This is a genomic window from Pelomonas sp. Root1237 (genome assembly GCF_001425055.1).
In the GTDB taxonomy this organism is placed as follows: Bacteria; Pseudomonadota; Gammaproteobacteria; order Burkholderiales; family Burkholderiaceae_C; genus Pelomonas.
Genome location: NZ_LMDK01000016.1, coordinates 44,700 through 57,326, shown reverse-complemented (window position 1 = coordinate 57,326; position 12,627 = coordinate 44,700). Strand labels below are relative to the sequence as shown.

Here is a 12,627-nt window from a genome sequence, read left to right as displayed (position 1 = left end):
CAAAAAGCACCACGGAGACACGATGAACATGAAGAACCCGCACGCTCGCCTGACCCTGTGCGCCAGCGCCGTGTTGAGCCTGATGGCCACGGCCCACGCGCAGACCACCGATGCTCCCGCGACGCTGGAGCGCATCCAGATCACCGGCTCCTCCATCAAGCGCCTGGCCGGCGAGACGGCACTGCCGGTCTCGGTGATCAAGTCCGAGGAGCTCGAAGCCCGCGGCCACACCGAGCTGAAGGACCTGGTGCTGGAGATGCCGCAGTCGCTGTCCCTGGGCACCAACAGCGGTGCCGCAGGCCCGATGCTCAATCTGCGCGGCCTGGGGCCGATGCGCACGCTGACCCTGCTGAACGGCCGCCGCATGGCCAACGAGCCGCTGCAGGACCAGTACGTCTCCGTCAACGTCATCCCGCGCATGGCCCTGGACCGCGCCGAGACGCTGCGTGACGGTGCCTCGTCCATCTACGGCTCCGACGCCATCGGCGGCGTGCAGAACTTCTACACCTTCAACAGCTTCAAGGGTGCGCGGGTGAAGGCCGAGTGGAACCAGCCCGAGCACTCCGGCGGCGGCGAGACCAAGGCCATCGGCGCCATCGTCGGCGCGGGCGACCTCAACGCCGATGGCTGGAACGCCTACTTGTCGCTGGACCATCAGCGCAAGTCGGCGCTGTTCAAGATCGACCGGCCCGAGCTGTATGACTACTCGGTGCTGTCGGCCATGGGCCTGGGCCTGCTGCCCGACAACAAGAACCCCAGCCCGATCGCCAACTTCGGCTTCGCAACCGGCGCCAATTCCAACTACAACCCAGCCTTTGCGACCGGCTGCGCGGCGCCGTACTCGCTGCCGACTCTCGGCGCCGGCAGCGTCGCCACGCCGGCCACTTACTCGAACGCCGGTTGCTACCGCAACCCCAACTACTACGACGCTGTCACCGATGGCAGCGAGATCACCAACGTCTTCGGCAAGCTGAGCTGGAAGATCAACAACGACCACTCGCTGGCGCTGGAAGGCCTGCACTCCAGGTTCAATGTGCAGAAGTACCGCGGCATGCAGGTGCCCGCCGGCACGGCCCCGGCCACCACCTACAGCATGCCGGCCACGAGCCGCTTCTACCCTGGCAAGGGCATCACGTCGGCCGTCAAGGTGGTGGGCAGCAACACCGGTGCCAACTCGCCGGCGATGTTCATCGACGCCAGCAAGACGCCCGGCACGGTCACCGACCTGAACATGAACAACCGGACGATCTACTTCGTCTGGGGCCCGGCAGAGCTCGGCTCGGCCTACCGCAACGACGAGCAGACCAACGATCGCCTGGTGCTCAGCGCCGAGGGCACGGTGGCTGGCTTTGACTACCGCGTGGGCCTGAACTACGGCCGGTCGCTGCGCGACACCCGCGCCGGCGCCGGCTACATCCTCTACTCCAAGGCGCAGGAGGGCTTCACCAAGGGCATCCTGAATCCCTTCGGCCTGCAGGACGAAACCGGCCTCGAATACTTGCGCAGCATCGAGGCGAGCGACTACAGCTACCGCGTCAACCGCGCCTACAACCGCAGCGTGGACGTGACGCTGACGCGCTCGCTGATGGACCTGGCCGGTGGCCCGCTGATGCTGGCCGTGACCGGCGAAGTGCGCCGCGATTCGGCCAAGGTCGAGGCTGCACCGCTGGACTACGTGGCCAAGAACGCCAACGGCAGCTATGCGATCGATGCCTTCGGCAACGTCAGCAAGCACGACCTCGTCGGCGAGACGCCCACGGGTGTGGCACGCGACCTCGGCCGCAACATCAAGTCGGCGGTCATCGAAGTAGACGCTCCCGTCACCAGGCGGCTGAGCTTCAACGCCGCGGTGCGCTCCGACACCTACAGCGACCTGAAGACGACGACGGTCAACCCCAAGCTGTCGGCCCGCTACCAGGCACTGGACGAGCTGGTGCTGCGCGCCTCGGCCAACACGGGCTTCCGCGCACCGTCCATCATGGACATCCAGAACCCGACGCCCGAGGTTCGCACGCAGATGATGGACGACCCGGTGCTGTGCCCGAGCGCGACGCCCACCATCACCAACACCGGCAGCCCGGTCAACGGCTTCACGCGCGACCAGGTCTGCAACCAGACCATGAGCTACTGGACCAAGTCCCCGGACAACAGCTTCCTCAAGCCCGAGAAGTCCAAGGGCTGGACACTGGGCCTGGCGCTGGAGCCGACCAAGGGCCTGCTGATGACGGCGGACTACTGGGGCATCAGGCTGACCGACATGCTGGGCGCCGTGGCCATCGCCGAGGTGCAGCAGCAGCCGGCCAAGTACGCGACCAACATCATCCGCAAGGCCGACGGCACCATCGACTACATCATCGCCAGCCAGGCCAACCGCGGCGACACCAGCATCCGCGGGCTGGACCTGTCCATGATGTACCGCGTCGCCACGCCCATCGGCCAGGCCAGCTTCATGCTGGACGGCACCTACTACGAGAGCTACCGCTTCAGCGCCGAGAAGAACGGCGAGGTGCTGAGCAATGTCGGCATCATCACCAACGACGCGCGCTACGGTGGCGCCGGCGTCAACTCGGGCCTGGCCGGCATGCCCCAGATCAACCCTCGCTGGAAGCACACCGCCTCGGTGGGCCTGCGCAACGGCCCGTGGTCGGGCCTGGTCTCGGTGCGCTACAACACCGCGCTGACCGACATCACGCCGCGCGCCGGCTCGACGGTGAACCGCGTCAGCCCCTACAGCCAGTACGGCGCCAGCCTGGCCTACTCGGGCTTCAAGGGGCTCAAGCTCAGCCTGGCGGTCAACAACATCACCAACGCGACGCCGCCGATCACGGCCAACAGCCTCTACGTTGGCTACATCACCAGCATGGCCGACGTGCTGGGCCGGGCGTACAAGGTCACCGCCGACTACAGCTTCTGAGCATGAGGCATCTTCATTCTCCGGGCCGTCGCGGCCTGCTGGCCGGTGCTGGCGGCCTGGGTCTCATGGCTTGGCTGCCTTCGGCCGTTGCGCAGGCCCCGGCCTCGGCGGGCATCGTCACCCGCGGCTGGACCGAGACCCAGGGCGGCCGCGGTGGCCGCGTCATCAAAGTCACGACGCTCGCGCCTGCAGGCCCCGGCAGCCTGAAGGAGGCGATCGAGGCCAGCGGCCCGCGCATCGTCGTCTTCGAGGTCGGCGGCGTCATCGACATGGGCGGCCAGCCGCTCAAGATCACGCAGCCCTTCCTGACGCTGGCCGGCCAGACGGCGCCCGACCCTGGCGTCACCGTCATCAAGGCCGAGACGACGATCTCGACCCACGACGTCGTCATCCAGCACCTGAGCTTTCGGCCCGGCGAGTTCGGTCGGCCCAAGAGAGGCGGCGGCGACCAGGACGGCATCTCGGCATTGGGCGGCGCACACGACGTCATCGTCGACCATTGCAGCTTCTCCTGGGCCACCGACGAGAACCTGTCCGCGAGCGGCCCGCGCTTCGAGGGCAAGACGCTGGAGGACTGGCGCAAGGCCACGTCCCACCGCATCACCTACACGCACAACCTCATCTACGAGGGGCTGGGCAATTCGGTGCACGAGAAGGGCGAGCACAGCAAGGGCAGCTTGATCCACGACAACACCAGCGGCGTGCTGATCTACGGCAACGTCTACGTGTCCAACCGCCAGCGCAATGCCCTCTTCAAGGGCGGGGCGCAGGGGGCGATGGTCAACAACTACATCTTCAACCCCGGTGATCGGGCGGTGCACTACAACCTGCTCGCCAACGAGTGGGAGGGCCAGCCTTATCAGAGCGGCCGCCTCACGCTGGTGGGCAACGCCATGCGCCACGGCCCGAGCACGGTGGCGGGCACGGCCTTCTTCATGCTGCTCGGCCAGGGCGACCTCGAGCTCTACATGGCCGACAACCTCGCCCACGACGCGCAGGGCACGCCGGCGCCGCTGCTCGGCCGCAATGCGACGACGACGGCCAAGCTGATCGTGGCCAGCCAAGCCTATCTACCGCCTGGCCTGCCGCCGCTTCGCGCTGCCAACGCACTGGCGCATGAGCTGCCCGCCCTCGTGGGTGCACGCCCATGGGCGCGCGACCCGCTGGATGCGCGGCTGCTGGCGGACATGGCGCAAGGCAAAGGCAAGCTGATCGACTCCGAAGTCGAGAACGCCCTCGGCTACCCGCGCCACGCGCCAACGCGCCACGCCTTCAAGCCCGAGGACTGGAACCTCGACGACATGAGCCCCAAGGCTGGTTGGCCAGCCCTCGCAAAACCATGAAGCTGTCCGCCTTGTTCCTTGCCCTGCTGCTGACCGGCAGCGCCGTCGCTCAGACGCCGGCTTCATCGCCGGCTTCCGCGCCGCGCGGCGAGACCACCGCCAATGTCGCCACCGACCCCCGCCTCATCCTCGTCGGCGACTCGACGATGGCACCGCGCAGCGGCTACGGCAATGCGCTGTGCGCGCGTTTCCAGCAGGTCGCCTGCGTCAACCTCGCGCGCGGCGGCCGCTCCAGCATGAGCTTCCGTGCCGAGGGCCTGTGGTCCACGGTGCTGGCCCTGCTGAACGAGGGCGGCCCCAGCAAGCAAAAGACCCTGGTGCTGATCCAGTTCGGCCACAACGACCAGCCCGGCAAGCCCGGCCGCTCGACCGACCTTGCCACCGAGTTCGGACCCAATATGGCGGGCTATGTGAAGGACGTGAAGGCGGCCGGCGCCGAGGTGCTGCTCGTCACGCCGCTGACGCGGCGCACCTTCAGGGACGGAGAGCTTGGCAACGACTTGCGCCCCTGGGCAGAGGCCGTCATCAAGGTCGCGGCGGAACAGGGCGTGCCGGTGCTCGATCTGAACGCCATCAGCCACGCTGCAGTCGCCGCCATGGGCCAGCCGGCCGCCGACACGCTGGCCGAGGCACCGCCGCGCTTCGATCGCACCCACCTGGGCCCCAAGGGCGCGGCGCTGTTCTCGGAGCAGGTCATGGAGGGGCTGTTGAAACTCAGGCCGGAGCTGGCCACGGCGCGCACGCTCGAGAGGTGAGTCAGGGCAGCACGACGGTCACGAGAGCCATGGCGTCCTCGAGCGCCAGCACGTCGTGCACGGCCTCTCGGTCCAGGTAGAGCAACTGGCCTGCCTGCAACTGATGGCGGCCGGCGTCGGTCGTCACGGCCAATGCGCCAGAGATGCACTGGATGGTGATCTCGTGCGCCACCTTGTGCGGCGGCAGCGCCTTGCCGGCGGTCAGCACGAGGCGCATGACCTCCAGGTCGCGTGACTTGAACAGCGCCACCGTCCGCGCACCATCGGGGTCGTCAGCGCTGGGGCGGATGTCGATGGCTTGACCGGGGGTGACGTGCGGGATGGCCATGGCAGCGAGTATGCGCCTCGTGCCGCCGCCGCCGCCATGGGGCAGCCGGCCGCTGACGCGCTCGCCGAAGCACCGCCGCGCTTCGATCGCGCCCACCTGGGCCCCAAGGGTGCGGCGCTGTTTTCGGAGCAGGTGATGGAAGGGCTGATCAAGCTCAAGCCGGAGCTGGCCAGCGCCAGGACGCTGGCGCCTTGAGCGAGCGGCGTCGACCGGTCAGTCCGCCTTGGGCAGACAGGCCTTGACCTGCGCCAGCGCCTGGTCCCTCAGCCGCTCGTAGTCGGCATAGGTGGCGAAGTCGCGCTGCGCGGCCGGCTGGTTCAGCAGATAGGCCGTCACCACCATGTCGGCATGCGGCAGGAACAGCGTATAGAAGCCCAAGGGACCCCCGCCGTCCAGCGAGGGTTGGTCCAGCCCCAGGGTTTCCACGCCGCCGCCTTGTTCGCGCTTGAGGGGTGGGCTGCCGGCCGGTGCCTGGCTTACAAAGCCCTGCATCTGCCGGCGGATTGCGTCACGGTCTGCTTCGGCCTTGCCGGGCGCTGAGCGTTCGAGCTTCAGGTTGACGAAAAGCTGGCCCTGCGCCGTGGCCATCAGCACGCGGTAGCCGTCCAGCACCGACACCTGCAGTTCCGCTCCTCCGGGGACGGTGATGGATCGCGCCGTGGCCGGGATAGACCGCTTGGTCTCCACGCCCTTGATCGGGCCCGCAGATATGCATCCAGCAATGGCCTGCAGTTCGATGGTCGACGAATTCGCCGAGGCGGTGGTGGCAGCCAGCAGCAGGCTGGTGATGGCAGCAGTGATCAATAGGGGCCTCCATGAAATGCTTGCGGCGCAACTATGCGGCAGGAATCGCCGGTGGGCTTTGAAGGCAGGACGTGAAGATGCACGGCAGGTCAGGGAGCAAGCGCTGTTGCCCGGCGGCGGGCCATGACATCGACCCGATCCAGTGCCCGTCTTGGAGTCCGCTAGCGTCCGGTGACGGGTGCAGGCAGGGCCTCATGCTCGCAGAGCGGTCCGGTCAACCTGGCCCAGGGCGGCCGCTGCCCAACGAACAACGCGTCCGTCGGTGCGAATGCGCCCGGGTCGTCCAAGCTACCCGCGTAGATCGTCACCATCTCGGGCGCCGATTCGGGCGTGCCGAACAGCAGGCTGCCACAGTCGCCACAGAAATTGCGCACGGCTGGCAGCCCGCTGCCGCCGGCGATGCGCGACTGCTTCACCGGGCCCTGGCAGGTGAATGAGGGCTTGGGCACTCCGAGGATCGGGACGCCACCGCTGCCGGAGGCACGCTGGCAGTCGCGGCAGTGGCAGACGACGGCGAAAAGGGCGGGGCCAGGCGAGCCGTAGCGCACGGCGCCACACAGGCAGCCGCCGCTCAGCCGAGTGCCATCACTACTGGCTTCGCGGTCAATGGTCAGGTCCATTCACCGGCACTTTCACCCCGCGCTTGAAGCGGGCCGCTTCAGCGAGGCCAGGCGTCGCCAGGCCAGGCCCGTCAGCCCGCCCAGCAGCAGCATTGCGGTCGTTGGTTCCGGCACGGGCGACACATAGGCGTTGCGGAAGTCGAAGCCGCTGCCCAGTCCGATCATTGAGAAGTTCGCCACGGGCGTGCCGCCGGCGTCCCATACCTGCTGCATGCCGCCCCAGGCCAGGGTGTGGCCCATGTCGACCACCGAGTCCGACGTTGCGGCGCCGAGCCCCTGCACGAAGGCACCTGCGAACGAAGCGGCGTTGGCCGTCATCTCAAACACGAGGTTGGTGCCGCTGGGAATCGTGAAGGACAGCTGTGCCGCGCCGGTCGGGTCGCCGACGCAGTTCGATTGGCTGGTGGCCATGGACCAGCTGCAGGCGCCTTGCCGCGCGTACTGAATATGGGTGCCTGCGCCACTGAACAGCCGCAAACCGGCCTGCCACGACGCATTTGCCGTGACGAAGCTCGGCGGCGCAGCATTCAGCAGCAGCCCCTGCGCGGCGTACAGCACCGCAAGGTCGATGGTGGCCGACACATTGAACAGCGTCCCCGGCGCGGCGCCGGGCACGTTGAAGACGACCACGTCGCGGAACAGTGAAGCCACCGACGACGTGCCCGAGCCGTTCGGGTTGGGGTTGCTGAACTCGAATGCGTTGACGGATGCCTGCGCCTGCGTCGAGACATGCAGGCCACCGGTCTGCGCCCACGCGTACGCCACCGCCCGGCCCTGGACGTTGCCCGGCACCAGCGGCCCAGCGATGTCGGCTTGCTGGGTGATGAAGGACGGCAGCAGCGGCATGGGTGAGTTGACGGTGGCGCCCGCGGCAGGCGGCTGCACCGGCGGCGCGAAGCCGAAGGCGTTGGCACTCACGTTGGTCTCGGTGAAGTACAGGCTCTGCGCCGAAACGGCGCAAGGGGCCGAGCAAGCGATGCCAATCAGGGCAAGCAGGGCTCGACCGAGAGGGGTGCGGTGGGTCATGGCGTTACCTTCGGGTTGCCGACAGGGATCGGCTGGCGCCCGCCACCCGAAGGCCGAATGTAGCGGCGGCCCCGGCAGCCGGGCGGTCGGCGCGTCCCCTGGTGGCAGCCGCAGCGCCCCGTGGTCGGGGGGCTCAAGGACTGGCGATCCGGCCCCTATTTCTTCTGCGCTGGCCTGTGGATCATCGTCCGCTGGAACCATGCTTCGTTCATCCGCGCCAGGAATTGCACATTGATCGGAAAGCCACAGCCATCACCCAGCACGGCTTCGGAGCCGCAATGCGGGCACATGGCTGTCTGTTCGCTGATGGCCTTGGGATCGTCGATGTTCTGCACCGTCAGGCCGGTCCAGCCGACGATGTCATCGGGCTTGAAGATGCCGACACAGTTGCAGCAACCGCAGACCTTGCTGGCCTCGATCTGGGCGTAGTTGTTGGTCGTGTAGCGGTAGGCGGCGAGCAGTTCGTTCATGGCAGGTCCGAGGACAGGTTTGAGCTGGAGTGTGGCGCCGCAGCGCCTGATTCGCCATCGCGCTTGTGTGGATCCGCTTTCAAAGATCGGCCGCCGGCGCCACTGATGGGTGCGGCGCGCCTTGCAGCGCCACCAGCGAAGCGTGGATGGCCTCGGCGACCCAGGGTGTCTCGGCCATGGCCGCCTCGGCGATGCCCGATCCGAGCAAGGGAATGCTGACTGACGCCGCCTCGACGATGACTGCCGACATCGTCCTCAGTGTTTCCTTCAGCGCCGCGTCGGCGTGATGCGCCCGTGGCGACGCATTGAGCACGGCGACCGGCTTGCCCACAAAAGGCTCGAAGCTGACCAGCCAGTCCAGCAGGTTCTTGATGGCGCCGGTGACGCAGTGGGCGTACTCCGGGCTGGCGATCAGCAGCGCATCCGATGCGGCGACCTGGGCATGCAACTGGGCGACGCTGGGCGGCAGGTTCGCCTCCAGGTCCGGGTTGAAGAGCGGAAGCTCACCCACCAATGTGCACACACTGACCTCCACATCTGGCGGCGCCAGGCACTGGGCCGTGCGCAGCAGCGCGGCGTTGATGGAGGCGGTGCGCAGGCTGCCGCAAACCGCCAGAACTCTCACGACGCGCTGTCGCGCTTCTTCATGGCGCGCCGACCGGCCATGACAGCGAGCACGGCCAATGCAAGGGCGTAGCCGGCCACTTCGAGCTTGGCGAACTGCCGGGTGGCCACGAGCGTGCCCATCACGAACACGGCGCAGGCAAAGAACAGGGCCGCGATGACAAACCACAGCCCGGGCGTCAACAGCGAGCCGTGTCGATTGGGCCGATTGAAGCTCATGCGACCGCCCACCGAGACAAAGAAGGCCGACAGGGTTCCGATGACCGCGCAGAAGATCAAGGCCGGGGTCAGCGTCGCGCCGCCGCGCGCCGCCAGCGTGAACGTGCTGAAGGCGAGGAGCACCGCGAGCGTGATGCCCAGGAGCAGGGTCACGGCACCGACAGCGCGCTGGACCCACAGGCCGCCGGGTTGATCGGCGATCGGGATTTGGAGGTTGTGGGATGCACGCATTCAATGCTCGCAGCTGTGATGGAAGGACTATGCCAACAAAGTCAGGGTCGGCAGGATGTTGCCGAGGTGAAAACTCCGCCTTGTCGGGCCGCGCCCGGGCCGTGCTGTCCGTCAATGGCGCTGACTTGCCAGCCATGTCGCCGCCGCCCGCTGCTGCTCGACGTCGAACAGGTGCCCACCGGGCGTGGCGCGCGTCTGCAAGCCGGCCCCTCGTCCCCAAGCCTGACCCAACCGTCCCCAAGCCTGCTGCACCGCATCCCACGGAAACAGCTTGTCGTCCGGCGATCCGAACAGCATCAACGGCCTCGGCGCAATCAGCGCTGCCACATCCGGATGATCCAGCTCCGCCGCCAGCCCCGGATGGGCCATGCTGAAGGCGGACTGCCCCACCAGGGTGTGCTCTCCCGGCCGCAGCAGCCCTTCGCGCGTACACATCCAGTGCGCGGCGACGCAGGCCGACACCTCCTCGCAGACGGCCGCCAGCTGCCAGGCGCGGAATGCGCCCATCGAGAAGCCCAGCACCGCGACGCGTTTGCCATCCACTTCGGGCCGCTCGCGCAGCCAGCGGTGCGAGCGCAGGTCGTCGCTGGCGATGAGGCCGGCCCAGCTGTGGCCGAGCTGCATCAGGTGGCTGGCCAGAGCCTGCTGGTCGTCGCGCGCCAGGCCGGGGCGGCTGCGGTCGCCCCAGCCCAATGCGTCAATGGCCAGCACGGCAAAGCCGGCTTCAACCAATGTGTCGCCGACGAAGCTGCCGCCGTAATAGCGCTGCGCCCAGGCCTCAGCCGACGGGCTGGGCTGGAGCGGCCGGATCAGCTTTTCCTTGCCGATGTCGAAACGCGCACCGTGGTCGTGCATGACGGCGACGGCGGGATGTGGGCCGGCGCCCTTGGGGCGCAGATAGAGCGCCGGTACGCGGTCGCCGAGTGCGCCGCGCAGCGTCAGCGCCTGGGCCGTGTGGCTGCCGCGGTCTTGCTCGCCGAGCACTTCAGTCGCGAAGTCGTTTCCGACGTCACCCGGCTGCAGGATCAGCCGACGGGCGTTGGCCAGGGCTTCGGCGCGCCAGCCGGGGCCGGGGCGCCAGGCCAGGCGCGGGTGCCAGCGGCGCTGCAGGCCCGCCAGCGTCTCGTCGAGGGCTTCGGCACGGGCGAACACCGGCCACGTGGCCAGCGCAGCAAACAGTTGGCGACGTGCAAGGTTCATGGTCGCCAGGGGCTGCCAAGCTGGCGGCGCTGTGAGAGAGTCGGGCGATGCGCCTGCGCCGCCGCGATGCCTGTCTGCTGCTCCTGACCCTCCCAGATGCGATGGCGTGGGCCGACGACAGGGCGCCGCTGCGGATCGGCTGGAGCGACTACCCGCCCTTCCAGAGCAAGGGCGCTTCCGGCAACCCGCAGGGCCTGGACGTGGAACTGCTGGAGTTGATGGCCCAGGCTTGCGGCGAGCATCTGCAATGGTCGCGCCGGCCCTGGGCGCGGCAGGTCCCGGACATCGCCCAAGGCGAACTGGACCTGATGTCCTCGGCCACGCACACGCCGGAGCGGCTGGCGTTTGGCGACTTCACGCTGGCCTACCGCAACGAACGCGTGGCGCTGATGGGCTTGGCGGGTGCAGCGAATCGGCCGCGCCGGCTGGCCGACCTGAAGGGCCGCGCGGTCAAGATCGGCATGATCCGCGGCGTGTCCTTTCCGCTGGCCGTGCGCCGCGAGCTGGAGGACCCGGAGCTGGCGGGCCAGCTGGTGCCGCTGCATGCCAATGACCTGACGCTGTCGGCCCTGCGCGGGCGGCGCGTGGACTACGTCATCGACGACCCCGCCACGCTGCTCTACCGCGCCGCGCGTGAGCCCGGTGAGGCGGTGGAGGTGGTGCTGGAGTTGGCCGTGAGCCCGGTCCATGTCTACGTCAGCCGGCGCACGCTGGAGCGGCGGCCGGACCTGATGCAGCGCCTCAACCTGGGCCTGCAGCGGGCGCGCCAGCAGCCCGAATGGAACCGGGTGCTGGCGCGTTATCCAGGCTACTAGCCACCCACCCATGCCGGTAGCGCCATCGACAGCGCGGGGATGTAGGTGACGGCCAGCAGTGTGGCCAGCAGCGCGCCGTAAAAGGGCGCGATCGAGCGCATGACCTGGCCGACGCTGACGCCACCGATCGCGCAGCCGACGAACTGCGTGCTGCCCACCGGCGGCGTGTTCAGGCCCAGCGCGCAGTTCAGCAGCATGACGACGCCGAACTGCGTCGGGTCCATGCCGGCCTTCATGCAGATGGGCAGGAAGATGGGTGTGCAGATCAGGATGGTGGCCGCCATGTCCAGGAAGGTGCCGAGCACGAAGAGCAGCACGTTCACCCACAGGAAGATCGCCCACGGTCGATTGCCGCTGAGTTGCTCCAGCCATTCACCGGTCTTCTGCGGCACCTCGTACAACGCCATGAAGTAGCCGAACGCGGCCGAGATGCCGATCAAGAGCAGCACGACGCCCGTCGTCTTGCAGGCCTTGGCGCAGGCCTCCAGGAAGCCGCGGCGGCTCAAGGATTTGTAGGCCAGCCCAGTGACGATCAGCGCCCAGCAGACGGCCGTGGCGGCCGACTCGGTGGCCGTGAACACGCCGCTGAGGATGCCGCCCAGGATGATGACGATGACCAGCAGGCCCGGCAGTGCCGCGACAAAGGCCGAGAACACGGCTCCCCAGCCGGGAAAGGCGCCGTGCGTCGGGTATCCGCGCTTCACCGCGACGCCATAGGCCGCGGCCAGATTGGACAGCGTCAGCAGCACCGCCGGGATCAGGCAGGCGAGGATGAGGTTGAAGACGCTGACCGCCGCAATGCCGGCCGTGGCCAGCACATAGATGATGAGGTTGTGCGAGGTGGGCATCAGCGCGCCGACCAGGGCGGCGTGCGTGGTCACGTTGACCGCGTAGTCGGCGTCATAGCCCTCGCGCTTCATCAGCGGGATCATCACCGAGCCCATCGCCGACACATCGGCCAACGGTGAGCCGGCCACGCCGCCGAACAGCGTGCAGCCCAGCACATTGCTCATGCCCAGGCCGCCACGTACATGGCCCACCAGCCGGTTGGCGAAGTTGACGATGCGCTCGGCGATGCCGCCGTGCAGCATCAGCTCGCCGGCAAAGATGAAGAACGGGATGGCGAGGAAGGAGAAGATCTGCATGCCGCCCACCATCTTCTGGAAGACGATGGCCATGGGCAGGTCGGCCGCGAGCGCCGTCGCCACGGACGACAGTCCGATGGCAAAGGCCACCGGCACGCCCAAGAGCAGCAGCAGCACGAAGCTGCCGCACATG

Annotated in this window: 14 protein-coding genes; 5 read left to right on the top strand and 9 right to left on the bottom strand. The window is 68.1% G+C overall.

The annotated features are described in order from the left end of the window. The first annotated feature begins 28 nt into the window (after positions 1 to 28). Genes ASC91_RS13080 through ASC91_RS13070 form a run of 3 tightly spaced genes read left to right on the top strand, consistent with a single transcriptional unit; the run spans position 29 to position 5,012 of the window. Positions 29 to 2,914, top strand: coding sequence for a TonB-dependent receptor domain-containing protein (locus ASC91_RS13080; RefSeq protein ID WP_235531979.1), 2,886 nt, complete (start codon positions 29 to 31; stop codon positions 2,912 to 2,914). A gap of 2 nt (positions 2,915 to 2,916) precedes the next feature. After that, a complete protein-coding gene (locus tag ASC91_RS13075) occupies positions 2,917 to 4,257 on the top strand; it encodes a polysaccharide lyase family 1 protein (protein WP_056197374.1) in 1,341 nt (446 codons plus the stop codon). Beyond that, positions 4,254 to 5,012 carry a rhamnogalacturonan acetylesterase gene (locus tag ASC91_RS13070; protein WP_056197371.1) on the top strand — a complete coding sequence of 253 codons (759 nt, stop codon included), beginning with the start codon at positions 4,254 to 4,256 and terminating at the stop codon, positions 5,010 to 5,012. The genes ASC91_RS13075 and ASC91_RS13070 overlap by 4 nt, the downstream gene beginning before the upstream one ends. A gap of 1 nt (position 5,013) precedes the next feature. Here ASC91_RS13070 and ASC91_RS13065 read toward each other — a convergent pair whose 3' ends face one another. Beyond that, entirely contained in the window at positions 5,014 to 5,340 is a 327-nt protein-coding gene (locus tag ASC91_RS13065; RefSeq protein ID WP_056197368.1) for a cupin domain-containing protein, read from the bottom strand. 36 nt (positions 5,341 to 5,376) lie between these two features. On the opposite strand from ASC91_RS13065, the gene ASC91_RS29400 reads away from it, so the two are divergent. After that, the gene (locus tag ASC91_RS29400; protein ID WP_157281575.1) at positions 5,377 to 5,535 is read left to right on the top strand and encodes a hypothetical protein; all 159 of its coding nucleotides are present in this window, start codon (positions 5,377 to 5,379) and stop codon (positions 5,533 to 5,535) included. A gap of 18 nt (positions 5,536 to 5,553) precedes the next feature. Here the strand turns inward: ASC91_RS29400 and ASC91_RS13060 are convergent, their stop codons facing one another. The 7 genes from ASC91_RS13060 to ASC91_RS13030 form a co-directional block, all read right to left on the bottom strand. Then, positions 5,554 to 6,144, bottom strand: a complete 591-nt coding sequence (locus ASC91_RS13060; RefSeq protein ID WP_056197367.1) for a hypothetical protein — start codon at positions 6,142 to 6,144, stop codon at positions 5,554 to 5,556. A gap of 161 nt (positions 6,145 to 6,305) precedes the next feature. Then, the gene (locus ASC91_RS13055) at positions 6,306 to 6,764 is read right to left on the bottom strand and encodes a GFA family protein (RefSeq protein ID WP_082532661.1); all 459 of its coding nucleotides are present in this window, start codon (positions 6,762 to 6,764) and stop codon (positions 6,306 to 6,308) included. Between the two features lie 12 nt (positions 6,765 to 6,776). After that, positions 6,777 to 7,790: a PEP-CTERM sorting domain-containing protein gene (locus tag ASC91_RS13050; RefSeq protein ID WP_056197364.1), complete on the bottom strand. Its 1,014-nt coding sequence runs from the start codon at positions 7,788 to 7,790 to the stop codon at positions 6,777 to 6,779. Between the two features lie 155 nt (positions 7,791 to 7,945). Next, positions 7,946 to 8,260, bottom strand: coding sequence for a hypothetical protein (locus ASC91_RS13045; RefSeq protein WP_056197362.1), 315 nt, complete (start codon positions 8,258 to 8,260; stop codon positions 7,946 to 7,948). A gap of 79 nt (positions 8,261 to 8,339) precedes the next feature. After that, positions 8,340 to 8,885: an NADPH-dependent FMN reductase gene (locus tag ASC91_RS30295; RefSeq protein WP_056197360.1), complete on the bottom strand. Its 546-nt coding sequence runs from the start codon at positions 8,883 to 8,885 to the stop codon at positions 8,340 to 8,342. After that, positions 8,882 to 9,334, bottom strand: a complete 453-nt coding sequence (locus ASC91_RS30290) for a hypothetical protein (RefSeq protein WP_056197359.1) — start codon at positions 9,332 to 9,334, stop codon at positions 8,882 to 8,884. Before ASC91_RS30290 ends, ASC91_RS30295 begins: the two co-directional genes overlap by 4 nt. A gap of 111 nt (positions 9,335 to 9,445) precedes the next feature. Next, positions 9,446 to 10,534 (bottom strand): dienelactone hydrolase family protein, encoded by a 1,089-nt coding sequence (locus ASC91_RS13030; protein ID WP_056197358.1) that lies wholly within the window; start codon positions 10,532 to 10,534, stop codon positions 9,446 to 9,448. 47 nt (positions 10,535 to 10,581) lie between these two features. On the opposite strand from ASC91_RS13030, the gene ASC91_RS13025 reads away from it, so the two are divergent. Next, positions 10,582 to 11,349, top strand: a complete 768-nt coding sequence (locus ASC91_RS13025) for an ABC transporter substrate-binding protein (RefSeq protein WP_056197355.1) — start codon at positions 10,582 to 10,584, stop codon at positions 11,347 to 11,349. Here the strand turns inward: ASC91_RS13025 and ASC91_RS13020 are convergent. Next, positions 11,346 to 12,626 (bottom strand): TRAP transporter large permease, encoded by a 1,281-nt coding sequence (locus ASC91_RS13020; RefSeq protein WP_056197352.1) that lies wholly within the window; start codon positions 12,624 to 12,626, stop codon positions 11,346 to 11,348. The genes ASC91_RS13025 and ASC91_RS13020 overlap by 4 nt on opposite strands. Between the last annotated feature and the right edge of the window lies 1 nt (position 12,627).